The sequence below is a fragment of the Iamia sp. genome, assembly GCF_035575815.1.
Lineage (GTDB): Bacteria > Actinomycetota > Acidimicrobiia > Acidimicrobiales > Iamiaceae > Iamia.
The window spans coordinates 1-22,941 of record NZ_DATLXO010000069.1; the positions used below are offsets into that span (position 1 = coordinate 1).

Annotated in this window: 33 protein-coding genes and 5 pseudogenes; 17 read left to right on the forward strand and 21 right to left on the reverse strand. The window is 69.6% G+C overall.

All coding sequences use genetic code 11. The annotated features are described in order from the left end of the window. Positions 1–276: pseudogene (locus VNL12_RS07270) on the reverse strand (FAD-dependent monooxygenase); the annotation flags it as partial. Positions 277–472: 196 nt separating this feature from the next. Between VNL12_RS07270 and VNL12_RS07275 the strand changes: the two are divergent. Continuing rightward, positions 473–613, forward strand: coding sequence for a hypothetical protein (locus VNL12_RS07275; protein ID WP_325593022.1), 141 nt, complete (start codon positions 473–475; stop codon positions 611–613). Here VNL12_RS07275 and VNL12_RS07280 read toward each other — a convergent pair. The 5 genes from VNL12_RS07280 to VNL12_RS21205 form a co-directional block, all read right to left on the reverse strand. Then, on the reverse strand, positions 597–1,034 hold the full coding sequence (locus VNL12_RS07280; protein ID WP_325593024.1) for a PIN domain-containing protein: 438 nt from the start codon (positions 1,032–1,034) through the stop codon (positions 597–599). The two genes, VNL12_RS07275 and VNL12_RS07280, sit on opposite strands and share 17 nt — an antisense overlap. Next, positions 1,031–1,210, reverse strand: a complete 180-nt coding sequence (locus tag VNL12_RS07285; RefSeq protein WP_325593026.1) for a hypothetical protein — start codon at positions 1,208–1,210, stop codon at positions 1,031–1,033. The genes VNL12_RS07280 and VNL12_RS07285 overlap by 4 nt, the downstream gene beginning before the upstream one ends. A gap of 299 nt (positions 1,211–1,509) precedes the next feature. Beyond that, complete coding sequence (locus VNL12_RS07290; protein WP_325593027.1) at positions 1,510–1,755, reverse strand: hypothetical protein; 246 nt, start codon at positions 1,753–1,755, stop codon at positions 1,510–1,512. 19 nt (positions 1,756–1,774) lie between these two features. Continuing rightward, complete coding sequence (locus VNL12_RS07295) at positions 1,775–2,071, reverse strand: hypothetical protein (RefSeq protein ID WP_325593030.1); 297 nt, start codon at positions 2,069–2,071, stop codon at positions 1,775–1,777. Between the two features lie 101 nt (positions 2,072–2,172). Further along, the gene (locus VNL12_RS21205) at positions 2,173–2,457 is read right to left on the reverse strand and encodes a 3'-5' exonuclease (protein WP_414654863.1); all 285 of its coding nucleotides are present in this window, start codon (positions 2,455–2,457) and stop codon (positions 2,173–2,175) included. Positions 2,458–2,537: 80 nt separating this feature from the next. Here VNL12_RS21205 and VNL12_RS07300 point away from each other — a divergent pair, with 80 nt between their 5' ends. Continuing rightward, on the forward strand, positions 2,538–3,278 hold the full coding sequence (locus VNL12_RS07300; RefSeq protein WP_325593032.1) for an SAM-dependent methyltransferase: 741 nt from the start codon (positions 2,538–2,540) through the stop codon (positions 3,276–3,278). Positions 3,279–3,374: 96 nt separating this feature from the next. Here VNL12_RS07300 and VNL12_RS07305 read toward each other — a convergent pair. From VNL12_RS07305 to VNL12_RS07320, 4 genes and pseudogenes are all read right to left on the reverse strand, one after another. Continuing rightward, positions 3,375–3,848, reverse strand: a pseudogene (locus VNL12_RS07305) (integrase core domain-containing protein); the annotation flags it as partial. A gap of 118 nt (positions 3,849–3,966) precedes the next feature. Continuing rightward, the gene (locus VNL12_RS07310; protein WP_325593034.1) at positions 3,967–4,374 is read right to left on the reverse strand and encodes a hypothetical protein; all 408 of its coding nucleotides are present in this window, start codon (positions 4,372–4,374) and stop codon (positions 3,967–3,969) included. 431 nt (positions 4,375–4,805) lie between these two features. Next, on the reverse strand, positions 4,806–5,321 hold the full coding sequence (locus tag VNL12_RS07315; RefSeq protein WP_325593037.1) for a hypothetical protein: 516 nt from the start codon (positions 5,319–5,321) through the stop codon (positions 4,806–4,808). After that, a complete protein-coding gene (locus VNL12_RS07320) occupies positions 5,318–5,599 on the reverse strand; it encodes a DUF1778 domain-containing protein (protein WP_325593040.1) in 282 nt (93 codons plus the stop codon). Before VNL12_RS07320 ends, VNL12_RS07315 begins: the two co-directional genes overlap by 4 nt. Positions 5,600–5,747: 148 nt before the next feature. On the opposite strand from VNL12_RS07320, the gene VNL12_RS07325 reads away from it, so the two are divergent. Then, positions 5,748–6,029 carry a YdeI/OmpD-associated family protein gene (locus VNL12_RS07325; protein ID WP_325593042.1) on the forward strand — a complete coding sequence of 94 codons (282 nt, stop codon included), beginning with the start codon at positions 5,748–5,750 and terminating at the stop codon, positions 6,027–6,029. Positions 6,030–6,407: 378 nt separating this feature from the next. After that, complete coding sequence (locus VNL12_RS07330) at positions 6,408–6,707, forward strand: hypothetical protein (RefSeq protein ID WP_325593044.1); 300 nt, start codon at positions 6,408–6,410, stop codon at positions 6,705–6,707. 150 nt (positions 6,708–6,857) lie between these two features. Here VNL12_RS07330 and VNL12_RS21210 read toward each other — a convergent pair. Both VNL12_RS21210 and VNL12_RS07335 read right to left on the reverse strand, forming a co-directional pair. Continuing rightward, a pseudogene (locus VNL12_RS21210) lies at positions 6,858–6,950 on the reverse strand (DUF3024 domain-containing protein); the annotation flags it as partial. A 102-nt stretch (positions 6,951–7,052) separates the two neighbouring features. Beyond that, positions 7,053–7,229: a zf-HC2 domain-containing protein gene (locus tag VNL12_RS07335; protein ID WP_325593088.1), complete on the reverse strand. Its 177-nt coding sequence runs from the start codon at positions 7,227–7,229 to the stop codon at positions 7,053–7,055. A 93-nt stretch (positions 7,230–7,322) separates the two neighbouring features. Here VNL12_RS07335 and VNL12_RS07340 point away from each other — a divergent pair, with 93 nt between their 5' ends. The 6 genes from VNL12_RS07340 to VNL12_RS07365 all read left to right on the forward strand — a co-directional run bounded on the left by VNL12_RS07340 (position 7,323) and on the right by VNL12_RS07365 (position 10,994). After that, positions 7,323–7,868 carry a sigma-70 family RNA polymerase sigma factor gene (locus VNL12_RS07340; protein ID WP_325593048.1) on the forward strand — a complete coding sequence of 182 codons (546 nt, stop codon included), beginning with the start codon at positions 7,323–7,325 and terminating at the stop codon, positions 7,866–7,868. Further along, positions 7,865–8,161: an anti-sigma factor family protein gene (locus tag VNL12_RS07345; protein WP_325593051.1), complete on the forward strand. Its 297-nt coding sequence runs from the start codon at positions 7,865–7,867 to the stop codon at positions 8,159–8,161. The genes VNL12_RS07340 and VNL12_RS07345 overlap by 4 nt, the downstream gene beginning before the upstream one ends. Next, on the forward strand, positions 8,158–8,586 hold the full coding sequence (locus VNL12_RS07350) for a hypothetical protein (RefSeq protein ID WP_325593053.1): 429 nt from the start codon (positions 8,158–8,160) through the stop codon (positions 8,584–8,586). The genes VNL12_RS07345 and VNL12_RS07350 overlap by 4 nt, the downstream gene beginning before the upstream one ends. A gap of 1 nt (position 8,587) precedes the next feature. Further along, positions 8,588–9,982, forward strand: a complete 1,395-nt coding sequence (locus VNL12_RS07355; RefSeq protein WP_325593055.1) for an NAD(P)/FAD-dependent oxidoreductase — start codon at positions 8,588–8,590, stop codon at positions 9,980–9,982. Continuing rightward, positions 9,979–10,305 carry a DUF427 domain-containing protein gene (locus VNL12_RS07360; protein ID WP_325593057.1) on the forward strand — a complete coding sequence of 109 codons (327 nt, stop codon included), beginning with the start codon at positions 9,979–9,981 and terminating at the stop codon, positions 10,303–10,305. The genes VNL12_RS07355 and VNL12_RS07360 overlap by 4 nt, the downstream gene beginning before the upstream one ends. Before the next feature lie 122 nt (positions 10,306–10,427). Then, positions 10,428–10,994, forward strand: a complete 567-nt coding sequence (locus tag VNL12_RS07365; RefSeq protein ID WP_325593059.1) for a hypothetical protein — start codon at positions 10,428–10,430, stop codon at positions 10,992–10,994. 143 nt (positions 10,995–11,137) lie between these two features. Here VNL12_RS07365 and VNL12_RS07370 read toward each other — a convergent pair whose 3' ends face one another. Next, on the reverse strand, positions 11,138–11,422 hold the full coding sequence (locus VNL12_RS07370; protein ID WP_414654862.1) for a hypothetical protein: 285 nt from the start codon (positions 11,420–11,422) through the stop codon (positions 11,138–11,140). A gap of 371 nt (positions 11,423–11,793) precedes the next feature. Here VNL12_RS07370 and VNL12_RS07375 point away from each other — a divergent pair, with 371 nt between their 5' ends. Both VNL12_RS07375 and VNL12_RS20860 read left to right on the forward strand, forming a co-directional pair. Next, a complete protein-coding gene (locus VNL12_RS07375) occupies positions 11,794–12,978 on the forward strand; it encodes a DUF3179 domain-containing protein (protein WP_325593064.1) in 1,185 nt (394 codons plus the stop codon). Between the two features lie 96 nt (positions 12,979–13,074). Further along, positions 13,075–13,595: pseudogene (locus tag VNL12_RS20860) on the forward strand (flavodoxin family protein); the annotation flags it as partial. Positions 13,596–13,734: 139 nt separating this feature from the next. Here the strand turns inward: VNL12_RS20860 and VNL12_RS07380 are convergent. Both VNL12_RS07380 and VNL12_RS07385 read right to left on the reverse strand, forming a co-directional pair. Next, positions 13,735–14,031 carry a thioredoxin family protein gene (locus tag VNL12_RS07380; protein ID WP_325593066.1) on the reverse strand — a complete coding sequence of 99 codons (297 nt, stop codon included), beginning with the start codon at positions 14,029–14,031 and terminating at the stop codon, positions 13,735–13,737. 198 nt (positions 14,032–14,229) lie between these two features. Then, on the reverse strand, positions 14,230–14,445 hold the full coding sequence (locus VNL12_RS07385; protein ID WP_325593068.1) for a hypothetical protein: 216 nt from the start codon (positions 14,443–14,445) through the stop codon (positions 14,230–14,232). Between the two features lie 193 nt (positions 14,446–14,638). On the opposite strand from VNL12_RS07385, the gene VNL12_RS07390 reads away from it, so the two are divergent. Continuing rightward, positions 14,639–15,394: a thioredoxin domain-containing protein gene (locus VNL12_RS07390; RefSeq protein WP_325593070.1), complete on the forward strand. Its 756-nt coding sequence runs from the start codon at positions 14,639–14,641 to the stop codon at positions 15,392–15,394. A 35-nt stretch (positions 15,395–15,429) separates the two neighbouring features. Here the strand turns inward: VNL12_RS07390 and VNL12_RS07395 are convergent, their stop codons facing one another. Both VNL12_RS07395 and VNL12_RS07400 read right to left on the reverse strand, forming a co-directional pair. Then, the gene (locus VNL12_RS07395; RefSeq protein ID WP_325593072.1) at positions 15,430–16,164 is read right to left on the reverse strand and encodes a class I SAM-dependent methyltransferase; all 735 of its coding nucleotides are present in this window, start codon (positions 16,162–16,164) and stop codon (positions 15,430–15,432) included. 25 nt (positions 16,165–16,189) lie between these two features. Then, positions 16,190–16,552, reverse strand: coding sequence for a glutaredoxin domain-containing protein (locus VNL12_RS07400; protein ID WP_325593074.1), 363 nt, complete (start codon positions 16,550–16,552; stop codon positions 16,190–16,192). Between the two features lie 377 nt (positions 16,553–16,929). Here VNL12_RS07400 and VNL12_RS07405 point away from each other — a divergent pair, with 377 nt between their 5' ends. From VNL12_RS07405 to VNL12_RS07415, 3 genes are read left to right on the forward strand one after another with little or no spacing between them, the layout of a single operon-like run. Continuing rightward, positions 16,930–17,430, forward strand: coding sequence for a PaaI family thioesterase (locus tag VNL12_RS07405; protein WP_325593076.1), 501 nt, complete (start codon positions 16,930–16,932; stop codon positions 17,428–17,430). After that, complete coding sequence (locus tag VNL12_RS07410) at positions 17,427–18,035, forward strand: glycerol-3-phosphate acyltransferase (protein ID WP_325593078.1); 609 nt, start codon at positions 17,427–17,429, stop codon at positions 18,033–18,035. Before VNL12_RS07405 ends, VNL12_RS07410 begins: the two co-directional genes overlap by 4 nt. A 26-nt stretch (positions 18,036–18,061) precedes the next feature. Continuing rightward, a complete protein-coding gene (locus tag VNL12_RS07415) occupies positions 18,062–18,859 on the forward strand; it encodes a DegV family protein (protein WP_325593089.1) in 798 nt (265 codons plus the stop codon). A gap of 233 nt (positions 18,860–19,092) precedes the next feature. Here VNL12_RS07415 and VNL12_RS07420 read toward each other — a convergent pair. The 4 genes and pseudogenes from VNL12_RS07420 to VNL12_RS07435 all read right to left on the reverse strand — a co-directional run. Beyond that, positions 19,093–19,683 (reverse strand): annotated as a pseudogene (locus VNL12_RS07420) (cytochrome c biogenesis CcdA family protein); the annotation flags it as partial. A 42-nt stretch (positions 19,684–19,725) separates the two neighbouring features. Continuing rightward, a complete protein-coding gene (locus tag VNL12_RS07425; protein WP_325593080.1) occupies positions 19,726–20,277 on the reverse strand; it encodes a redoxin domain-containing protein in 552 nt (183 codons plus the stop codon). Between the two features lie 41 nt (positions 20,278–20,318). Then, positions 20,319–20,555 carry a hypothetical protein gene (locus tag VNL12_RS07430; protein ID WP_325593082.1) on the reverse strand — a complete coding sequence of 79 codons (237 nt, stop codon included), beginning with the start codon at positions 20,553–20,555 and terminating at the stop codon, positions 20,319–20,321. A gap of 158 nt (positions 20,556–20,713) precedes the next feature. Further along, entirely contained in the window at positions 20,714–21,568 is an 855-nt protein-coding gene (locus VNL12_RS07435) for a nucleoside phosphorylase (RefSeq protein WP_325593084.1), read from the reverse strand. 274 nt (positions 21,569–21,842) lie between these two features. On the opposite strand from VNL12_RS07435, the gene VNL12_RS07445 reads away from it, so the two are divergent. Then, positions 21,843–22,808 (forward strand): tyrosine-type recombinase/integrase, encoded by a 966-nt coding sequence (locus VNL12_RS07445; RefSeq protein ID WP_414654864.1) that lies wholly within the window; start codon positions 21,843–21,845, stop codon positions 22,806–22,808. Positions 22,809–22,941: the final 133 nt, after the last annotated feature.

The following is a 22,941-nucleotide window of genomic DNA, read 5'->3' on the forward strand; positions in this document are numbered from 1 at the left end:
ACCGATGCCACCACCCTCGCGGCGCATGCCGAGCTCCGGCTCGTCCATCTCGACCTCGGCGATCATCCAGCTGGTCGAGGGATCCAACCCGACGAAGTCGATGCCGGCTGCCTTGCGGACCAGGCTGCGCCCTCCGTCGCAACCGACGAGGTAGTCCGCCCGCAACGACCGGCCGTCGGACAGCTCGACGTCGACGCCAGCGTCGTCCTGATCGAAGCCCGTCACGTCGCGTTCGCAAACGACCAGCACGGCCAGCTCGTCTGTGCAACCTGTGACTTGCTCATGCTCCATCCTCGTTTCCAAGGTCAGGAGCCTCCAAGGAACCCAGGGCGCTTCAGTTCTGGCCGTGATCGGCTCAGCGGACGAGTCATGGTCAGCACGTTTGGGTCGCTTGCGGCAAGCCCCCTCCCTCGCGGTAGGTTGTCAATGGCGGCCGAAGGTCCACGCTCGACGATGCCGGGTCGCCGCCGGCGTGCACCCCACGGTCGTCAGAGAGCGTCTCGGACACGCCACCGTCGCCTTCACCGTTGACGTCTACTCCCACACCGTGCCGGCCCTGCAAGAGGAAGCGGCCGACCGGGTGGCTGCGCTCATCCTCAAGCCAATTCGGTGATTACCGTAACGCCGGGGGCGTCACGGAAGATGGCATCGTGTGCGACGAGCGGCACGTTGAGCCAACGAGCGGTCGCCGCGATCCAGCGGTCGGCCTCGTGATGCTTCTGCCCGAGCGGATGGCCTGACACGGAGCACTCGTGGCGGAGTGACACGTACGCCTCGACGAGACCGTCGCCCGCCCACACGATCTCCGCGACGGCCAGTCTCGACTCGAGCCGTCGAAGTCGCTGCTCGCCCCAACGTGCGAGGCGGGCGCCGTAGCGAAGCTCCGCCACGGTGACGAAGGAGATGAAGGAGATGAACAGCTCGCGACCTTCGACATGATCCCTGTAAGCGCCAGCGACCGCTGCGCCTCGCCGCGTCAGCTCGGCGCCGAAGACGTTCGTGTCGACGACGACTGCCGGGCGGCCGGCGGTCACGCCTCAGCGATGGCCTTGAGGAACGCCTCTTCTTCCTCGTCAGTCAGGCCCTCGATCACCATCTCCTCGTACGGAGGAAACGGCTTCCCGCGCGCCAGCACCTCGTCGCGGGTGGGGAGGCGACGGCTGTTCTGATCGTCTGCTCGTTGCGTCGACACGGCACCTCCCTCGGTCACCGGATCGAGTGTAGGCCACCGCCCCGAGCTGAATCGGGTTGCAGAATGATCGCACGCCAGGAACGCAGAAGGGGTGCCGCCGGAGCGACACCCCTTCTGACCACTACTTAGTTGACGGCGGGGGCAGGATTTGAACCTGCGACCTTCGGGTTATGAGCGGCACGGTCAGGCTGCAAGCCCGACCCGTTCTGTACCTCGCGGTACCTCTGAGCTGGGCTTTCGCGCATCGTACCTCCCGGTCCGTACCTGCTGGTGTTCTCCTGTACCGGGTCGCACTGTAGAAAAAGCTGTAGAAGGCCTCAGGCCACCGTTCGATCGAGCAGGTGGCGGTTCTTGGCCACCGATCCGGGCAGGATCGAGAAGTGGACCTGGCCGTCTTCATCGACGCACACCACGCGGACCACAGCCTGGGCCTGGCTGTTGCCTGCGAGCAGCATCGCACCCGACCGCACCCGCTCGGGAGCGTGGGCATCGGCGACCGTCGACCAGCCAAGGCCGTCGTCGTCCTGTGCGTTGAGATCGGCAACGAGATCGAGATCATCCATCGGCTCATCCCCCTTCGAGTCACTTCTCATGATACGGGTTCACCCAGGTGCGGTGCTCGCAGCGCCGCAACTCGTCGATTCCCACCTCGAGGTCATCGAACACCACGGTGAAGTGCCTCGGGTTCCGGCCGGTGGGCTCGAGGCGGAACCCAGCAGATCGCAGCGCGCCGACACGGATCAGGGTCAGGATCTCGACGAGCACCAGGGGGCTCTGCTGGCCGAGCTCATCGACCGGCACGTCGCGGACCGCGAGCACAGAGAGGCCGTAGTCGCCGTAGATCGCGTGGTAGCAAGGCCTCCGGGTCGAGGTCCCCACCCCTCACCACCACAATGTCGTCGTCGTCCAGCTGGTCACCGGGACGCAGGTGTCGCTGCTTCGCCATCGCCTACTCACCTTGACCCGTCAGCGACCCACGATCAAACGAGCCAAGCATTGTCCATGGCTCGCGTCGCAGCGACGTACACGACCCGGTCAGCCTCTACCTGGGGGTCGAGTCCACGGGACCGGCGGCGGGCAGCCTCGTCAGGGTTGAGCCGAAGTCCCACGTTCGACCACTCCCCGCCCTTCGCCTGGTGGACCGTCACCCCAGGGATGGAACCCGGCTCGGAGAGTCGGGCCGCGAGCGCCCGGAGCCGATCGGCTTGAGCGGCTTCTTGGCTTGTCTCTAGTTGTACTCGGCCACGTCGAGCACGGCGACGCATCGTGAGCCCATCGCCTACCGGCACATCGAAGGCAGGCAACTCGGTTCGGCCCGCGGCGGTCCTGATGGTTCGATGGTCCGGTGGTCGACCTCACGCACAACTCCTTCCCGCGCGCCTCGACCTACGACAGCGGCTGGCTCCTTTCGCTGGACATGGGCCCGAACCCGCTGTGGTTGCTCGAGGACCTCCTCGGCGACCTCGCGATCGAACCGGGGACGCGAGTACTGGACTTGGCCTGCGGCCGAGGCGCAACGTCGGTCTTCCTCGCCAAGGAGCTCGACGTCGAGGTCTGGGCCGTCGACCTCTGGGTACCCGCCGACGCGATCCGTGCGACCGTGGAATCGGCCGGCATCGGCGCCTCCGTCCACGTCACCAACGCCGACGTGCGGAGCCTCCCATTCGACGACTCGTTCTTCGACGCAACCATCTGCATCGACGCCTGGGAGTACTTCGGCACCGACGACCATCTGTTGCCACGACTGCTACGGGTCCTTCGACCAGGTGGACCCATCGGCATCGCGACCCCGGCGATGGTGAACGACGTTCGAGATCTTGGCCACATCCCCGAGCACATCCGGACGGTCGTGGGCTGGGAAGCGCTCGCGTGGCACGCACCGGGGCGGTGGCAGCAGCAGTGGGAGCTCACCGACCTCGTCACCGACGTCCGGGCGCGGGCCGCGAGCACCGGCTGGAGCGACTGGCTCCGCTGGGCTCGGGCATCGGCAGGCGACGACGGAGACGCCGATCCGATCATCCAGATGCTCACCGCCGACCAAGGCGACCTCCTGACCTTCGCTCTCGTCTCGGCGGACAAGAAGTAGCGACCGCAACGCCAGCTCGGACGGGAGGAGCTGCCCGTATAACAGCGGCTCTGGGACCATACGCGGCGGGAAATCCAGAACTCTCGGAGTACGCGGTCAGGCGTTCCACGCCCGTTGCAGCAGCCGGTAGTTGTTGTGTCTCGGCAGGTTGTTGACGCGGGTGGCGGGTGGGCCGCCGATGGCGGTGTGGTGTCGGTGATGGTTGTAGCGGTGGAGGAACCGGTCAAGGGCGAGTGCTCGGCTGCGGTCTGATTTCCAGAGCCGGGCGTAGGCCCATTCATCGGCGAGGGTGCGGTTGAAGCGTTCGACTTTGCCGTTGGTGGCCGGCCGGTAGGGCCGGGTGCGGCTGTGTTTGATGCCAAGCTCGCTGCAGCGGTCTCGCCAGGCGTGGCTTCGATAGCCGGTGCCGTTGTCGGTCAGGATCCGTTCGATCACGATGCCTCGGGCGGCGAACCAGGCGGTGGACCGGTTGAGGAACGCGACGCAGTTGGTGGTGTTCTCGACGCCGGCGAACTCGCTGTAGGCCAGTCGGGAATAGGCGTCGATGGCGGTGTGGATGTGGGTGTAGCCGCCGCGATCCGTCGTCTCTTCTCCGCTGAGAAGCCGAACCCCACGCTCACGACCCTTGTGGCGCTAGCCGGAGCTCTCGACCTGGAGATCCTGCCTACCCCCCGTCGACGTGCTTCGACTACTCGAGCACGGTCCGGCGCTTCTGGAACTCGGCGCCGTAGCGCTTGACCCGCCGGTAGTCCCTCGGGTGTGCCGCTGTGCGCGGCGGCTTCGAGAGACCGTCGATGCACACGATGCTTGACCCTCCCAGATCCTCGGCGTCGCGCTCCAGGACGCAGAACAGCCGGTGGTTCATCCCGCCACCCTGTACTCGGACCTCGAAGTAGCCGGCCATGTCGTCGTGCATCGCCTCCCGCTTGCCCCCGCCCGAGAAGGAGGGCGGCGGCGCTGCCGCCACCGCGTCGAGGACCGCATGGATCTCGGCAGCGACCTTGGCCGGGATGGAGTCCAGGAACTCGATCGCAGGGACGCTACGAACTGCGTCGTCGGATTCGTCGCGCTGAAAGAAGTGGATGCTCCACGGCATCGGCGGCCTCTTCCGGGAGGTGACGGTCATCTGCTCACGACTCCGTCTCCTCGGCCCCGTCGCCGCCCCGCGGGGCGGGGGTGCGAGCGTCTCGGCCAGGTGCTCCAGACTCGCGACCACCTCGCCGACCGTGGCGAAAGCTGTGGCCGGAAGAGGTTTGTCGGTCCGGATCGCAAAGACGATCGAACCACCGTCGATGGCCCAAGTCTGATGGACCACGGGGGGTTCCCTGGCGAGGCACAGGCTGGGTCCGCCCGGACGACGAGTGGACAGGTTGAGGGTTGTCGAGGAACTGCTCCTCGCTTGACTGCTGCCCTGCATCAGCCCCGACCTCCAGGGGTGCCAGGACGATTTGGCCATCCTCGTTGAGGGACGCCACGCCAGCAGCAATCGCGCTATCGACGAAGTGAACCCCGCGACGCGGGTGAGCGTCAGCTCAGCGTTCGGCGGATGTCCTTCATCAGCAGGAACAGATGAAGCTCGTCACTGGGCGACGCCTCGAACTCCGGCACGAGGTGCACGTAGGAGTCCCTCGCCTCGGCGGTCTCCGCGTGGACAAGCAGGCCGCGGCAGCCGATCGCGTCACCGAGCGCGTGGGTTCTGGCGATCACCTCCTGGAGCAGCCCGGCACCGATGCCGCGGCCCTCGTGACCAACGTCGACGCCCAGACGTGCCAGCAGGGCGACCGGTTGGGGGTAGCGGCCGGCACCTTTGCGGGCTCGTGCCGGCGCGTCGTCGAGCGAGATGCTGGCCATGCACCAGGCGTAGAAGGCGACCACGACATTCGAGTTTGCCGGCGTGACCACCAGCACCCGTGTCGTTCCCGTGGTCGTGGACTGCCGAGCATGCCGACGCAACCACTCGGACTGCTCCTCGGAACGGCACTCGAACCCATCGAGGTCGTGCTCCGCCCCAAGCAGCACGGGTGGCCGATAGGCGCCGGTCACTCCGGATCGAACGGCGAGGGGCGCTCCATGAGCCGGCGCAGACCGGGAAGGTCACGGGCCCGTCGGCGATTGATCGCCTTCCACGCCTCGGCTGATGCCGCGTCGAGCACGAACTCGGACCGGTCCGCCAGGACGCGCCGGGCCGCGACCGTGACGTTGGAGATCACGAACTCCGTCAGATCGGTCCCCTGCTCGGCCACGGCACGGTCGATGAGTGCGCGCTCGTCCTTGGTGGTGCGAACCTCGAGCCGCTCGCTGCGCAACCGTGTCGTCGACATCTTGACCTCCCTACTGGTGTCCGGCCACTGTACGGCCAGAGTCCAGGATCAGCAACCCCCCGGTCACCCGCGTAGTTTGGGGCGCTCGACCCAGACGCCGCACACCGGCACTTCGGGGCTTTGCTGGCGCCGCCACTACCGTGGCCCTGTGAGCGGCCTGCGAGTGCCCGGTGGGGTGGTGCACAAGCTTCCACCGGACCTTCGCAAGGCGCTCATCGCCAACGCGACGGCACTCGATGCCTGGAAGGACATCACACCTCTCGCCCGCAACGAGTTCATCTGCTGGGTCGAGGATGCCAAGCGGGAGACCACACGAGAACGCCGCATTCGCCGGACCCAGGAGGAGCTGGAGGAAGGCCAGCGTCGGCCTTGCTGCTGGCCCGGGTGCAAGCACCGCGAGCGCACCGACGGTAACAGAACGACCACTTGACCGACTTGCTGGCCCCATCGGCTGGCTAGGCGTTGGTCAGCGGAAGTCATTGCCTCCCGGTCAGAGGCCTACGAAGACCGATCCCTGCCGCCGGCCGGGTACACCTAGGGGGCTCGTCTCTTTATTAGGGTTCGTAGCCGATGCTCGTACCTGAGCTTGACGTCACTGAGCTCGCCATCTCGTTGTGTTTCTACGCTGAAGTGCTTGAGTTCAGGACCTTGTTCGAGCGGCCTGCGGAGCGCTTCGCCTATCTCGAGCGCGACGGCGTCGAGCTGATGATCCAGGAAGCTGCCGGACCAGGGCGTCGGTTCCGCACAGGTCCGCTCGAACCCCCGTGTGGTCGCGGCGTGAACTTCCAGCTCCGCGTCGAGGACGTCGATGCGGTGCACGGCCGAGCGGTCCAGGCAGGGCGTCGACATCGTTGTGCCGATCGAGGAGCGCTGGTATCGGGTTGACGTCGCCGAGAGCGGCGGCCGGTGGAGGATGACGGGACCAACTGAGGCCGGCAACCGGCAGTTCGTCCTCTCCGACCCCGACGGCTACCTGTGGCGTCCGTTCCGCGACCTCGGCACGCGGCCGCTCGCCATTGAGCCGCGCGGCGGAAGCGGCCACGGATCGGCGCTCGGCGCGGATCCGATCCGTGTTCGCAAGATCCGGTCGAGCGGGCGGACTCAATGAGCACGACACGCGCCGATCAACGACGATCACCCCCAGAAGATCGACACGGGATCTGCGTCGATCTCGTCGAGCGCTCTTGGATGTTCTGCGTCGGACCCACGCGGTCGTACAGGTGGACTTCTCGTGGCGGTCCCGCCAGTAGAGGCTCCACTCCTTGCGGGCCTTTTCGTACCGGAGGCGTGCGATTGCCAACCTGGTCCACTCGGGCCCGTGCTCCGGTCGCCACGGCGGTCGGCACTCCACGAGCGTGCAGCGGTCCGTGGGGTCGAGCCGACGTGCGCCGAGTTGTGCACTGCGTCGCCGACGCGGTCGAGATCCTCGAGACGGCTCTCAACACGAGAAAGGTCAGGTCCTCCCGGCCATGGTGCGCAGCGAACGGCGGATCTGGCGTGTGATCGCCGCCCGCTGACGACAGACCAGGCAATGGCCCAGGTGGGCGGCCACCCGATCGACGTCTCGGCCGTCGAGCTCGCCGCCGAGGTAGGCGTCGAGAGCTCGGCCTGGGTGGCGGATCCAGCGCATGGTCACGGAACCCGCCTGCGGTTCGGAGGATTCCGTAGGGTCGGGGAATCCTCCCGGCGCCAACCGGGTTCCCGAGCGGTGAAGGAGAGCCGCGTGCCCGCGACGAACGACGCCGAAGCTGCGTTCGCTCGCTACGTGCTCCCCGAGGTGGACGTCCTGTACCGCGCCGCCCTGTCAATCACCAGGAACCGGCCTGACGCCGAGGACCTGGTGCAGGACACCATGTTGCGCGCGTTCCGCTCGATCGAACGGTTCGACGGCCGCCACCCCCGCGCTTGGCTTTTGACGATCATGCGCAACGCCCAGATCAACCGGGTCCGGCGTCGACGCCCAGGGCTCCTGGCCGATCCCGACGAGTTCGCCGATCGGGATGCGGGGATGGCTGACGATGCGGCCGGACCCGAGCAGGTGGTGATGGGCCGCCAGTTCGACTCGGTGGTCGAAGACGCCTACCTGGCGTTGCCCGAGAAGTTCCGGGAGGTCATCGATCTCGTCGACCTCGCCGCGTTGTCCTACGACCAAGCCGCCGCGGTGCTCGAGGTCCCCCAAGGGACCGTGATGAGTCGACTGCACCGCGGCCGCAAACGCATCCGTGAGGCGCTCGCCGACGCCGGGGTGCAGAGAGGAGTTCGACCGTGAAGATCCTCGGACGGCTCATCGGGTCCCGAAACCAGATGTCGTGCCACCAGGTCGGCAAGGTGCTGCAGAGCTACCTCGACCAGGAGCTCGACGACGACGCCGCCCGCAAGGTCGCCGCGCACCTCGAGGACTGCCGCCGCTGCGGCCTCGAAGCCGAGACCTACGAAGCGCTCAAGGCGTCGCTGCAGCGCGGCCCGGCCGGACTGGCGGACGAACCGGTCAACCGCCTCCGCGAGTTCGGTGAGCGCCTCGCCCGCGGCGAGATCAACCCCGACGAGCTCCTCGCACCATGACCGCACCACACGGCCTCGACACGTCGCCGGCCGGTACCGGCGGGCTCGGCGCGGTCGTTCGTCGCCACGCCGGCCTGCTCGCCGCCAGCGCCGTCGCCCTGGCCTGGATGGCCCTCGCCCGGCACCAGCCGGACACCACCTACCACTTCACGCCCGTCATCGTCGCCTCGTCGTGGGGTGCGGCCCGCCGGTGGGTGGCTGCCGGGCCCGGCTCTCGCGCCGCGGGGCTGGCCGCGGCCGGCGGTGGCGGCGCGATCGCCGTGATCACTGCCGCCGAGCTGGCCTGGTTCGGCGCACTGGAGGGCCCGACGCTGTGGGGCACGGCCGGTGCGCTCGTCGAGACCCTCGCCTTCGCCGCAGTCGGCGCCGCGCTCGGGTACCGGTTCGTGACCCGCCGACGGCCCGGATTGCTGTTCGTCGCGTGACATGAGCGAACCAGGTCGCGATGTCGATGTGGTCGTGGTCGGTGGCGGCGCGGGCGGCCTCACAGCCGCGACGCAAGCGGCCCGCCGCGGCGCGTCGGTGGTGCTCGTCGCCGACGGTCCCCTCGGCGGGGACTGCACCCACACAGGTTGCGTCCCGTCCAAGACCCTCCTCGCTGCGGCCGCTACCGGCCGCACCTTCGACGACGCGATGGCCGCCGTTCACGCCGCGGTGGAACGGGTCGCCGCGACCGAAGACGAGGCAGCCCTCGAACGCGTCGGCGTCCGTGTCATCCGCGGTCGCGGGGAGATGACAGCGCCGGGCCGCCTGCGAGTCGACGGGGCCGAGCTCGTGGCGCGCCACGTGATCGTCGCGACCGGTGCCACCGCCGCGCTCCCCACGGTTCCCGGCATCGACGCCATCGGGGCGCTCACCAACGAGGCCGTGTTCTCCCTCGATCGCCGGCCGGATCGGCTCGCCGTCGTTGGCGGCGGCGCGATCGGTTGCGAGCTGGCCCAGGCCTTCGCCCGGCTCGGGACCCACGTCACCGTGATCGAAGCTGCCGAGCGGCTCATCCCGATCGAAGACCCCGACGCCTCCGCTGCGATCGCGTCCGCGCTCGCCCTAGACTGCGTCGATGTCCGGGTCGGCGTCCGTCTCGAGCAGGCGACCGCCGACGGCACGTACCGTCATCTGCATCTCGCTGATGGGGCTGACATCGCGGCGGACCAGGTGCTCGTGGCGGCGGGGCGGCGGCCGGTCACCTCGGGTCTGGGTCTCGAGCGGGTCGGCGTCGAGGTCGACTCAGCGGGGCGGATCGTCGTCGGCGACACCTGTGCCACGAACATCGCGGGGGTGTGGGCCATCGGCGACGTGACCCCGTTCGGCGGGTTCACCCACGTCGCCGGCCACATGGGCTTCGTCGCCGCCACCAACGCGACGCGCACCAACCGATTGCGCCCCGCCGCGAAGGTCGACCGCAGGGTCGTGCCCCGGGTGACCTTCACCGACCCCGAGGTCGCCAGCGTCGGCGTCACCGAAGCCGAGGCCGCTGGGATGGGGGCCCGGGTCGCCGAGGTGCGCTTCGCCCACGTCGACCGGGCCATCACCTCGGCCCGTGAGACCGGGTTCGTGAAGCTCATCGCCGGCCCGAGACCATTGCTGCGGTCCCTCGGCGGCGACCAGCTGCTCGGGGCCACCATTGTCGGGCCGCGTGCGGGCGAGATGATCGGCGAGGTCGCTCTCGCCATGCGCACCAAGATGTTCACCGGGCGCCTCGCCCAGACCATCCACGCGTACCCGACGTGGTCGATGGCGATCCAACAGGCCGCGACCGGGTTCTTCTTCGACACGGTTGGCGTCGAGGTGCGACCAGCCCGACCCGACGGCGCGCCATGAGCCGCCGCAGCGGAATGGTGCGCGCCGCCTGGAACGGCACGGTGATCGCCGAGTCCGACGACACCGTCGTCGTCGAGGGCAACCACTACTTCCCCCGGTCGTCGATCACCGCCGGCAGCCTTCTCGACAGCTCGACGAGGAGCCTCTGCCCGTGGAAGGGCGTGGCCCGCTACCACTCGGTCCAGGTCGACGGCGTCGTCGCCGTGGACGCGGCCTGGTACTACCCGCACCCGTCTCCGTTCGCTCGCCGGATGAAGGGTCGCGTGGCGTTCTGGAACGGCGTCGTGGTCGAGACGGTCCCACCCTCGCGTGACCACCGCTGACCAAGCGCACCAGACCGTCAGATCAGTCCATAGACGATGAAGCTGCTCGATGCATCGGGAATGCAGTCGCCAGTTCGAGGGTTCCTCGCCTACTTCCGACACCCGACGCAGGAGAACGAACCATGAACGACACCGCACGAACGATCACCCGAGCAGCCCTGGCGGGAGTCATCGCCTCGGTGGCGATGGGCATGGTCGCCATGATTGCGGCCGCCACCTACCAGGACACCGGGTTCTTCACGCCGCTGTACCACATCGCTTCGCTCGTCGTCGCGCCCGACTCGATGATGGAGTCGATGATGGCCGCATCGGCCGGCACCACGTTCACGTTCGTCGCCGGACCGGCGCTGGTCGGCCTGATGATCCACATGATGGTCGGCGCTGCGTTCGGCGCCATCTTCGGGCTGATTTTCACCCGGCTTCCCGAGCTGGGAGCCGGGGCGCGCATCGGCGCCGGTATGGCGTTTGGCGTCGCCGCGTTCGCTGCCTCTGCGTTCGTGCTCCTGCCGCTGATGAGCGTGGTGGCCAACGACGCCGACGCCATCAAGAACATGGCCAGCATGGTCGGATATCCCACGTTCCTCCTCGAGCACGTCGTGTTCGGCATGGTGCTCGGCGCGCTGAGCGTCTCCGCGACTGCCTCGGCCTCGCAGCCGACCGCTGCTGGCCGCCAGGCCGTCAAGGCCTGAGGGTTCGCTGGCCGATCGGCGTCGGACCCACCACTGCGGGCGCCGACGCCGATCGGTCAACGCGCCCGACGACCGGCCAGCCACGACGCCGACGCCCGACCCGACATCTCGACCCAGCGGTGGTCTCGTCGCTGTGGTTCGTGTCACCCGCCGGTGCGCGCCCATCGCCGGAGTTCGCCGAGCAGCGACCCCAGCATGCGGTCGGCGTCGTCGACGCTGCCGGCACGGGCGGTGGCCAGCGCCCCGAACAGCGGCGCGTTGACGTCATCGGCTCGCTGCCGGGCCGACCGGCGGGGAAGCTCTCCTTGCGCTTCGGCGTGTGCCATCGCGGTTCGCAGCGACTCACGCACCATCGTCCGGTAGCGGGCGGTCGCCTCGGCGATCACCTCGGCCCGCGACGCCATCTCCACCATCGTGTTCACGATCAAGCAGCTGGCGGTCGGGTGTCGGAGCGGAGTCCCTCACGCACCCACTCGACGAAGCGGGCCAGGTCACGAAGACCTCGCGAGCCGTCGGACAGCGCGTCGAGGGCCTCGCCGACGTGGGACTCGTAGCGGGCGACCGCCGCTTCGAACAGGCCCCGCTTGTTGACGACGCCGCATGAATGCTCGACGCGCTGAGCCCGGGGGCGGCGGCGACGAGCTGATCCATGCTCGTCGCCTCATACCCGTTCGCCCAAACACGGCCAAGGCCTGTTCGCTGACCTCGTCGAGGTCGAAGGCCCGTGGGCGACCTCGGGGCCGCCCTCGGGGGCTGACACGGGCGGGAATCGGTCCGGTGGTCACCGGGTTCCCGTACCGTGCGCACCCTTTCCGCCCTCGTTGTCGCTGGGTTGCTGGCCGCCGGGTGCGCGACGACCGACGGCACCGGCGGCGACACCACCCCGTCAACGGAGCCACTGGCCGCTACCCCGATGGACCAGGTCAAGGCCGGACCGCGCGAGGACCTGCCATCCGCGCTCGTGGACCCGGACGCGGACGGACTCCCCGACCCGATCGTCGACACCGACGAGATCATCTCCGGTGGACCGCCGCCCGACGGCATCCCACCGATCGACGAGCCGACGTTCCTGCCCACCAGAGCGGTCGACTTCCTCGCCGAAGATGAGCCGGTGCTCGCCCTCGAGATCGACGGCGACGCCCGCGCCTATCCGATCCAGGTGATGATCTGGCACGAGATCGTCAACGACACCGTCGGCGACACACCGGTCTCGGTCACCTACTGCCCGCTGTGCAACACCGCCGTCGCCGTGGATCGCCGGGTCGGTGACCGGATCCTGTCGTTCGGAACGTCGGGGAGCCTCTACCAGTCGGCGCTGGTCATGTACGACCGACAGACTGAGTCGCTGTGGAGCCACTTCACCGGCCAGGCCATCGCCGGGGTGCTCACCGGCGCCGAGCTCGACAGCTACCCCGTCGCCACCGGCGCCTGGAGCGACTGGCGCGACGCGCACCCCGACGGGCTCGTCCTGTCCCGCGACACCGGCCACGATCGCGACTACGGCCGCAACCCCTACCCCGGCTACGACGACGTCGACAACCCGCCGTTCCTGTTCGAAGGCGAGGTCGACGACCGCCTCGCCGCCAAGACCCGCGTCGTGGGCGTCGGCCTCGACAGCACTCCGACCGCGATCCGACTCGACCCGCTCCTCGATGCCGGCGTCGTGGCACTCGACCTCGACGGCGCTCCCGCGGTGGCGTGGGCGCTCCCCGGCACCGCCTCCGCCCTCGACGCCGACGAGGTCACCGACGGCCGCGACGTCGGCGCCACCGGCGTGTTCCTCGCCACCCACGACGGGCAAGCGCTCACCTTCACCCGTACCGGCAACGGATTCATCGACGCCCAGACCGGGTCGCGCTGGGACATCTTCGGCACCGCAGTCGAAGGACCCCTCGAGGGCGCGTCGCTCGACCCAGTGGAGCACGTCGACACGTTCTGGTTCGCGTGGGCCGCGTTCGCTCCCTCTACCCGCGTCCTCCCCTGACCACGATCCCGAGCTAGGAGACCCCCAATGACCCTCGACGACCGCCAATAGCAGCTCTGCGACGACAACCCCTTCGACCTCTCCGACCTCTCGGGGTTGTTCATCAACTGCACCCTCAAACCCTCGCCCGAGCAGTCCCACACCGAAGGCCTCGCCCGCAACGCCATCGCCGTCATGGAAGCCAACGGCGTCACCGTCGAGACGGTCCGCGCCGTCGACATCGACCTGCCACCCGGCGTGCAGCCCGATATGACCGACCACGGCGCCGGAAGCGAGCTGGCCCGCGCTCTACGAGAAAGTCATGGCCGCCGACATCCTCGTGCTCATGATCCCCATCTGCGCCATGAACGTCCTCTACTCCCTCCAACACCTCGGGTTCTCTATCCCACCCCAGGCCGACGCCGCGTGGCTCGGCGAAGCCCGGTCCCTCCTACCTCGATCCCGGGTCCGGTGGACCCGAGAACGACTTCACCAACCGCAACACCACCTTCATGGCCTGGAACCTGATGCACCTCGCCCGGCTCCTGCGCGACGCCGGTGGGTTCCCCGCCCACGGCAACCAGCGCGCCGGCTGGGACGCAGGCTGCCAATTCGACTTCCCGAACCCGAGCACCGCTGACGCGAACCCAGTCGAACCGTGGCACCTGCTCGGCTCGCGGTCCACCTTCGTGACGTCCGAGAACAGGCGACCCGCCCGGGGCCGATGGTTACCAGACATGTCCGGCAGAGCCTGGGCAGACGCAGCAAAACGGCCGCTCACCCTGAGCTTGCGAAGGCGGCGCGCAGCGCCTGGACCGACGGGACGGGATCGCCACCGGGCGCGATCCGACAGGCGACGCCGGTCGGGCTACCCGGAGGCGTGAAGTGGTCGACACCGTCGACGAGGATCGTCGGCGAGCCCCGCATGCCGAGCCGGGCGGCCTCGTCGTCGGTCCGGACGAGAAGCTCCTCGACGCGCACGTCGTCCTCGCCGACAGCCTCCCGGATGCGTTCGATGGCCACCGCAGCGTTGGGGCAGTCGGGCACGTGCAGCACTCGGACGGTTCGACTCATGCGGCGAGCATCCTGTCTCAGAGGGTCAATGCAGGGTGCGCAGGCCCATAAGGCCGGCGGTGAGGGTGGCGAGGCCGGCGACGAACACCACGAGGTCACGGTTGCGACGCACGAACCAGAGCGAGATGCCGTAGAGCACCAACGCGCCGATGGCCTGCGCGTAGACGCCGCCGTCGGTCGCCGGTAGCAGGAAGTCGATCAGCGGTCGTCTCCCCCGACACCGACGAGTGGCCGGTCGTCGGTGCGATCGGCCTCGGGAGCTCCGCCCGACTCGACCGAGGGTGTCTGGGTGCGGCGCTGGCGCCACATGGCGTACCCGGCGGCGGCGGCTCCTGCGGCGATGCAGCGCAGCGACGGCGCGCCGCCGACGGGCCCGGCGAAGGGGTTGAGCAACTCGATGAACCATGCAGCCATGACGCCTCCTGGACCGGTTGGTCCCCCGGGAACCCGCCGAGCCGGCCCGGCATTCCTCCCACCGCGGTGGAATGCACGACCGGGGGATCGGGTTTCGTGCTCACCCACCATCCCGCCACCGGAGAGGGCAGGAGCACTCCTCCCACTCCTGCTCCCTCCGGGGCGCACAATCCCAAACGAAGGGGAACACGTCATGGCTCGAGCGATCTGGAACGGCGCAGTGCTGGCCGACAGCGACGACGTCGTCGTCGACGACGGCTTCACCTACTTTCCCCGCGACTCGGTCGCCCAGGATCTGTTGGTGGAGAGCCCCACACGAGCGTGTGCGGCTGGAAGGGCCGCGCCAGCTACTACACCGTCGTCGTCGACGGCGACGAGAAATCGCGACGCAGCCTGGTACTACCCGACGCCCAGCGCCGCCGCCCAGAAGGTCGAGGGCCGCATCGCGTTCTGGCGCGGGGTGAAGGTCGTCGACGACGGGACCGCCACGAGCGAGTCCACGGCCAGCGAGCGCCGGCCGAGCCTGTTGGATCGACTCCGAGGGAGGGTGGGCACCGATGGGCGCGGCGACCACTGCCACGACCACGATCACGGTCCGGTGGCGGGCGAGGATGGTTCGGTGGTCGACCTCGACGACGCGTCGTTCGAGGCGGGCACCGAGCGAGCGTGGACCGTCGTCGACTTCTGGGCGCCATGGTACGGGCCGTGCAAGGCGTTCCACCCGGTCTTCGACCAGGTCGCGCACGACACCCCCCGAGTGCGCTTCGCCCGCTGCGACGTGGACGCCAACCCGCGGACGGCGGCCGCGTTGGGGATCTTGAGCATCCCGACCGTCGCGCTGTTCGACCCCGACGGCAACGAGGCCGACCGCATCGTCGGGGTGCCGCCCCGCAAGGAGCTCAACCGACTGCTGGCCAGGGCCACGTCACCAACGGGCAGCGCGGCCTGAGCGCGACCCGTTCGTCGAGGCGGTGGCCAACCGTCTCACCGGGTGAGTCGTGCCGTCACGCGGCGCAGCGGGACGCCGATCTCGCCATGTCCCGATGACCGCATGAAGGCTCGGGCGAGGCCGACTCGGCGAGCACCCACGTTCGGTAGGTAGAGGCTGTCGATGAACAGGTCGGCATCGGCGCGGCCGGTGACGGCGAACCGGAACCGGCGCCGCTCGTCGGCCACGACCGCGAAGCCTGCCGCCGCCAGCCACGGACCCGGGGCCGCGGCCACGTCGGGGCGGGGGAAGGGCAGGGCACGCCGGCCGAGCACCGCGAGCAGCAGGCCGTAGCGGGCGCGGTCGGTGACGGTGAGGGGCCGATCAGCGGGAAGCAGAACCTGGACGATGCCGCCCGGTCGCAGGACTCGAGCGAGCTCAGCCACCGCCGACGCCGGGTCCTTGATCACCATGAGCGACATCGCCGCCATCGCCGCATCGACCGAGCGATCTCGAACCGGCAGCGCTGCCGCCGAGGCCCGCACGACCGGGCCTCGGCCGTGCCGGCGGGCCACCTCCAACTCGGGCCGAGAGCGGTCGACGCCGACCCAACCGGAGACCATCGGCTGGGTCGGTCCGCTCCCACAGCCCACGTCGACGACGCGGCCGTCGGGGAGATCCTCGCTGACCCAGTCGTAGGCGGTCGGCCCCCGTCGTCGACGCTGCGCGCCAGTAGCGCTTCGGTCACCCCGGGGCGACCGACATGGAAGCGCTCGACGTAGCCGTCCCACTCCCCTGCAAGCCCCCGATCGACGCTCACCCGGATCCTTCGGGGTTTCCCCGTCGGCGCTGCCACCAGGGCCGGGGTGGGTCCGCGACGGCGATCCCCGCCTCCCGGGCCACCGTCAGCACCTGTCGGGCGGTCGGGTTCACCAGGACGGTGCCGGCGACATCCACCGTGGGCACCGTCTCGTTGCCCCCGGCGTGACGACGGACGAACGCGGCAGCGCCAGCATCAGCCCAGATGTCGCGCTCGACGGTGGCCACCCCCGCGCGTCGCAGCTGGCGGCGAAGCGAAGCGCAGAACCCGCACCCCGCCCGCCGATACACGACGATGCCGACGGACTCGCACATCACCTCGTCGAGTCCTCGGTCGGTCGGCATCGGGTCAGCCGGCATGTCGCTCCTCGACACGGAACGGGGCGAGGTAGCCGATGCTGGCCACCACGTAGGGGATGAGGTAGTTGAACACGACCCGCACCGCCGTCAACCCAGGTGGTCTCCCCTCGCAGGATGACCTCCGCCTGGTTCACGACCGTCAGCAACGTCCCGACGGCCGCCGCGACCCGAGAAGCGGTGGGGAACGTCGCACCGGTCAGGACCAGCCGGACGGCGTCACGCCGATGCGACCAGGCGAGATCGGTCCGATCCGAGGGGCGAGAGGGAGCCATGATCAGGGGAACCCACTGGCGTGCCCTTGCCTTCCCCCAGCGGAATGTGCGGCCGCCTCAACGGGTTCCGTGGCCGCCAGGTTGGCGGTCGAGGTTCGGAGGAGCATGTTGGAAGCGTTGACGAACGAGCGGTGGGGGTTCGAGTCGAACTGCTTCGTGTGCGAGCCCCGCAAAGACGCCGGTCTGCGGATCCCGTTCTTCCACGACCAGGCGTCGGAGACCGTCACCGCCACCTTCACGCTCGACCACCGGTTCTCGGGCGCGCCCAGCTACCTCCATGGCGGCGTGCTGCTGGCCGTGCTCGACGAGGCCATGGCCTGGGCCACGATCGCGGTGGCGCACCGGTGGGCCGTCACCGGCGAGACCACCACCCGCTTCGAGCACCCGGTACGGGTGGGCCGGGCCTACACGGTCACTGCCCGCATCACCGCACCGGTCACCGACGACGCCTCGACGCTGGCCGCAACCGCCGAGATCACCGACCACAAGGACCGCCGGTGCGCAGCGAGCTCGGCGACGTTCGTCGTGCTCGGCGAGGCGCAGGCTGCCGACGCGGCCGGCATCGACGTCGGCCAATTCGGCGATGGCTTCGTGCGGCCGACATGACCACGCGCGCCGTGGTCCGGCTGGGCGCCGCGTTCGGACTCGGCTACCTCGCCGGCACGTTCCCCTCCGCTGACCTCGCCACCCGCCTCGCCGCCCGGGGCACCGACCTGCGGGCCGAGGGCAGCGGCAATCCAGGCGCGCTGAACGCCGCTGCGGTGCTGGGCCGCCGCTGGGGTCTCGCCGTGCTGGCCGCCGACATGGCCAAGGCCACGATCGCCGGCCTCGTGGGACGGGCCGTCGCCGGCGACGCCGGGGCCTATGCGGCGGCGACCGGTTCGATCGCCGGGCACATCGCACCGGTGTGGAACGGCTTCCAAGGGGGCAAAGGCGTCGCCACCTCGGCCGGGGCGTGTCTCGCCGTGTTCCCCGTCTACTTCCCCATCGACGCCGCCGTTGCCGCCACCAGCGCAGCCGCTTCCCAGCAGGCCGAACGATCGATCCAGGTGTCGTGTGCCGTGTGGACCACCGCGGCGGTCGTGTGGTGGCGACGCGGTCTCCCGAACGCGTGGGGACCGGAAACGGGGCCGGGGCTCCCCCTGTTCGCCGCCGCGTCGTCGGCGATGATCCTGGCGAAGTTCCGTTCCACTCGGCGGACGTCGGCGTGATCGCCATCGTGACGGACTCGGCGTCGATGCTGCCACCGGCCTGGCGGGACCGGTTCGGGGTACACGTCGCGCCGATGACCGTACTGATCGACGGCACCCCCTACCGCGAAGGGGTCGAGATCACGACAGCCGAGTTCTATCGCCGTCTCGCTGGCGGCGCCGCGGTCTCAACGTCGACACCGTCGCCCGGCGACCTGCTCGCCACCTACCTGGAGGCGGTGGGCGCGGGGGCGACGGGAATCGTGTCGATCCACACCGGATCGGACTACTCGGCGGTGCTCGACGCTGCCCGCATCGCAGCCCGCGAAGTCAGCATCGACGTCGAACTCGTCAACACCGCCACCACATCGTTCCCAGTCGCGCTGTGCGTCGCCGCGGCGTGCGACGCCCGGGCAGCTGGCGGCGATCTGGAGGTACTCGAGGCCGCAGCATCGGCCACTGCTGCGGTGGTCGACAGCATCTTCGTCGTCGGGGTCCCCGAGCTCGCCCGCCGCGGCGGGCGACTCGGCACAACCGCGGTGGCCTCGCCGACATCCATCCTCACGTTGGGACCCGCCGGTCTCGCCGAACACGGCACCGCCACCGGCATCGACGACGCCATCGACCGGATGGCCACCCACGTGCGTGATGCCGCCTCGGGTCAGTCGCTGCGGGTCGGCGTCGGTGACGCCGACCGCCCCGACCTCGGCGACCGGCTCGCCGCCGCACTCGCCCGCTCCGACGGCATCGTCGAGCTCACCCGGTATGAGGTCGGACCCTCCATCGGCGCGCACTCGGGTCCCGGCACCATCGGCGCCGTCTGGGCGCCCCTCACGCCACCCTGATCCACCATGACCTCGGCGGGTCGGGCCGATCGGCGCCGGCGCCACCCGACCAGCGCCGCCACCGTCGCGAGCACGACCGCGACGGCGGCGAGTCCGCTGACGGCGTCATCGGGGACGAGGGTGCGCTGGAGCCACGACTGCAGCTCGACCGCCCGATCCACGACCGGATCGCTGCCGTCACCACCCGACAGGGTGCGGACCTCGAACCACCCGTACCAGGCCACATACGCGCCGGCCACCACCAGCAGCACCCCCGAAAACCTCGACACGTACGGCAGCGCCGCTCGCAACCGGCCGGCCAGATCCGCCCGAGCCAGAGCAACGCCGACGGTCAGGGCGGTGACGACCGCACCCATGCCGAGGGCATAGGCGACGAACACCCCAATGCCCGACGCCACATCCCCGGAGCCGAACGTCGACGACGTGACAGCCAGGAACGGGCCGATGGTGCACGACAGCGACGCGATCGCGTACGAAACCCCGAACAGGAACATCGACGCAAGGCTGCCGTCACTACCTCCCCGGTTCAGCTTCGGGATGTGCAGCACGAGCTCACGACCGGCGAGGAGCCACCCGCCGAGGGCGACCAGGGCGACGCCGATCACGATCGTGGCCCACGGCAGGTACTGCTCCACCGACACCGCCAGCGGGCTGATCACCGCGCCGAACAGCCCGAACACCACGACAAACCCGGCGGTGAGCGCACCCGAGACCGCGAACGCCCGGGGAACAGCGCCGACGCCGGGCTCGTGATCCTCACCGACGAACGCGGCCAGGTACGCAGGTAGCAGTGCGAACCCGCACGGGTTCACCGTCGCCGCCATGCCCGCCGCGACGGCGAGGGCGAAGGGACCCTCGAGCACCGCTCAGGCCTCGGCCAGGGCGTTCATCCGCTCGACCAGGGCGTCCTCGCCGAGGGCGCCGACGAACACCTCGACGGAGCCGCTGTCGTCGATGAACGCGTACGCCGGCTGGGCGAACACATCGTAGGACGACCAGATCGACCCGTCATCGTCGACGACGTGGGTAAGCGCCCTGGTGCCGGTGTCAGAGACGAAGCCCTCCATCTCCGAGGCCTCGCCCCGCCCCGCCACGCCGATGACCTCGACCTTGCCGTCCAACGCGCCCGCGGCAGCGACGACGTCGTCGGCCTCGCCGCGGCACACCGTGCACCACGGCGCCCAGAACCACAAGACGGTGTCCTTGCCGGCGAACGACGCCGACGTGAGCTCACCTCCCCCTAGCCGATCCGCGGTGAACTGCGCCGGGGCGCCCGACGCGTCCGACGCGCTCGACGCTGCCGGGTCCGCGGATCCGGCGTCACCGGACGACGTGGTGGCCTCACCGCTGCCGCAGGCGGCCAGCGTTGCGGCGAAGGCGATGAGGAGGGCGGGCAGGCGGATTCGGTTCGAACGCATGCGCTCGGAACCCGCCCGCCCAGGCTCGCATTCCCGGCGTCTCAGGCTCGGCGTTGCACCGACCGCTGCGCGAGCAGCGATCGCTTCTTCGCGACCTCTCGTTCGGTGAGCAGACCCATGGAGGCGAGCTCGTCGAGGCGGCGCAGCGCCTCCGACGTTGGCTTGGCCGACGCCGAGGGGTACGGCAGCTTCAGGCCCGCGACGGTGTCCCGGAACCGGGCGGCGGACGCCGGCTTGACGCCCTTCAGCACCAACGACTCACCGCCGGTGCCGGTCACCGTCAGCGTGGCGGAGGTCAGTCGCTTGCGGACGTCGACCTGGTCGATGGCAAGGCCCTCATCGCCATCGGCTACCAGCTCGAGTTCAGCCGGCTGAAGACCCGCACCAGCCGCCGCAACGTCACCGCCGTGGCCCGGGCCACCGCGTCGTTAGTTCCCTACGAGTCGCCGTCGGGTGTGGAGCTCGGCGGGGCGGCGTGGCTGGTCACCGCATCGGCATGAGTGCCGCGTAGTCGTTCGATGATGGCGGCGACGACCTCGAGTGCGTCGTGGGCGCCGTCGGCTTCGCCCTTCTCGAAGTCCTCGCCTTCGGTGGCCATGGTGTTGGTGACGTGCGCGACACAGATGACCTCACGGCCGGACACGATGGCGTAGGCGTAGAGGGCAGCCGCTTCCATCTCCACCGCGACGATCCCGAGCGATTCGGCATGGGCGATGGCGGCTGCGGTCTCGCGGTAGGGGGCGTCGGTGGTCCACGTCGCACCGGTGACCACCGGCTGTGCCAGACCAGTCAGCTTCCCGTCGATGCGGGCCACGAGTTGCGCGGGCGCGTCGGACCACTCGCCGGGCGGGAGGTAGTGGTGGCTGGTGCCCTCGTCGCGCAGAGCCCGGTCGATGACCACGAAGTACGGCGGGTCGGCGGCCGGGATGATCGAACCCGATGACGTGACGCTGAGGAGCAGGTCGCAGCCCGACACGGCGAGCTGCTCGGCGAGGAGCACCGCGAACGACGCGCCGACCGCGCAGCCGATGACGCCGACCTCGGTTCCGTCGAGGTCGAAGGTCCACAGGGTGGTGTGGTAGCAGGCCCAGCCGGGGTGTTCGATTGCTTGGTTGGTGGCGAGGAGGTGGCGGACGATGTCGCCGTCGGGGTCCAGCAGGCACACCGAGGGCACGGCGATGTCGGGGCGGCCGCGTTGGCGGCGGCCTTCACGGAGCAGGTTCGCCGGTTGGAACACCGAGGGCTGGTCGTAGGCCTTGGCGCGCAGCAGCGGGCTGGTGTCGTCACTCATCGGTGGTGGTCAGCTCTCGAGGTCGGCGTCTTCGGGCACCGGCGCGCGGTCGTGCCGGGGTGGGTCTCGTACATGCGCACTATCCCCTCATCGTGCTCTCCTTGGTTCGTCCGGGCCTCGGTGAACCCGATCGTGGCACCCCGCCGGCACCGACCGAGCAGAAGCCGAACAGCTCGCTCAACGCCTCGCGGCTGAGCGACTCGGGCGTGACGACGAGGTCCGCTCGCTCAGCTTCGGGGCCTACCTCAACACCCATTGGCTCCCGGCCAAGAAGCTGGAGCTCGCGGTCAGCACCTACCACGGCTACGAGCGCAACACCCGCAACCACATCCTGCCGACGCTCGGCAAGGTCGGCCTCCGACGCCTGCGACCACACCACCTCGACCGGCTCTACGACCAGAAGCTCCACCCGAGCGACGGCAGGCGCCGCCTCGCCCCCAAGACCGTCTACGAGGTCCACCTCGTCATCAGCGGTGCCCTCGATGACGCCGTACGCCGCGGACTCCTCACCCGCAACGTCGCGCTCGCCGCAAGTTCACCGCTGCAACGGTCGTTCCACCAGCTCGAGAAGACCGCCTGGACCGCCGACCAGCTCCGCACCTTCCTGGCCGTCGCCGCAGGTCACCGCCTGTTCCCCGCCCTGTGGCTCGCCGCCAACACGGGCGTGCGGCGCAGCGAACTGCTCGGTCTCTGCTGGAGCGACATCAACTTCACCAAGGCCCGCCTCTCGATCATCCGCGGACTCGTCGCCGTCGGTTACGAGCTCCACGAGTCGCGCGGCAAGACCAAGAACTCGCGGCGCTCCATCGACCTCGACCCGACCACGCTCACGGTCCTGCGAGGCTGGCAAGCATTCCAAGCCGCGACCTGCACTGCCACCGGCGCGGAGAACCCCGAACGCATCTTCGCGGAGGCCGACGGCAACCCGATCCATCCCCAAACGGTCTCGCAAGCGTTCGACCGGATCGTCCGCCGCCTCGACGTCCCGATCATCAGCCTGCACGAGCTGCGCCACACCCACGGCACCCTGCTCATCGAAGCCGGCATCCCCGTCAAGGTCGTCAGCGAACGACTCGGCCACGCCAGCCCCACCTTCACGATCCAGACCTACCAGCACGTCCTCCCCGGCATGCAAGCCAAGGCAGCCTCCACCTTCGAGGCCCTCATCTCTCCCGCCGTTCCACCGGCCGCCCGTTCCACCGGCTCGGGCCGGAGGAACACCCGGAGGAAGATCGCCTAATGGGGGTCGACCAGGTCGGTTAGGACTTGGTCCCGAGCCCGCTGGCCGGTGAGCACTTTCGTCGCCTGAGATTCGATCTCTGGGTTCAGAGCGTGCCCCGGCTGGTTGGTGAGGGTTGCCTGTAGCACCGATG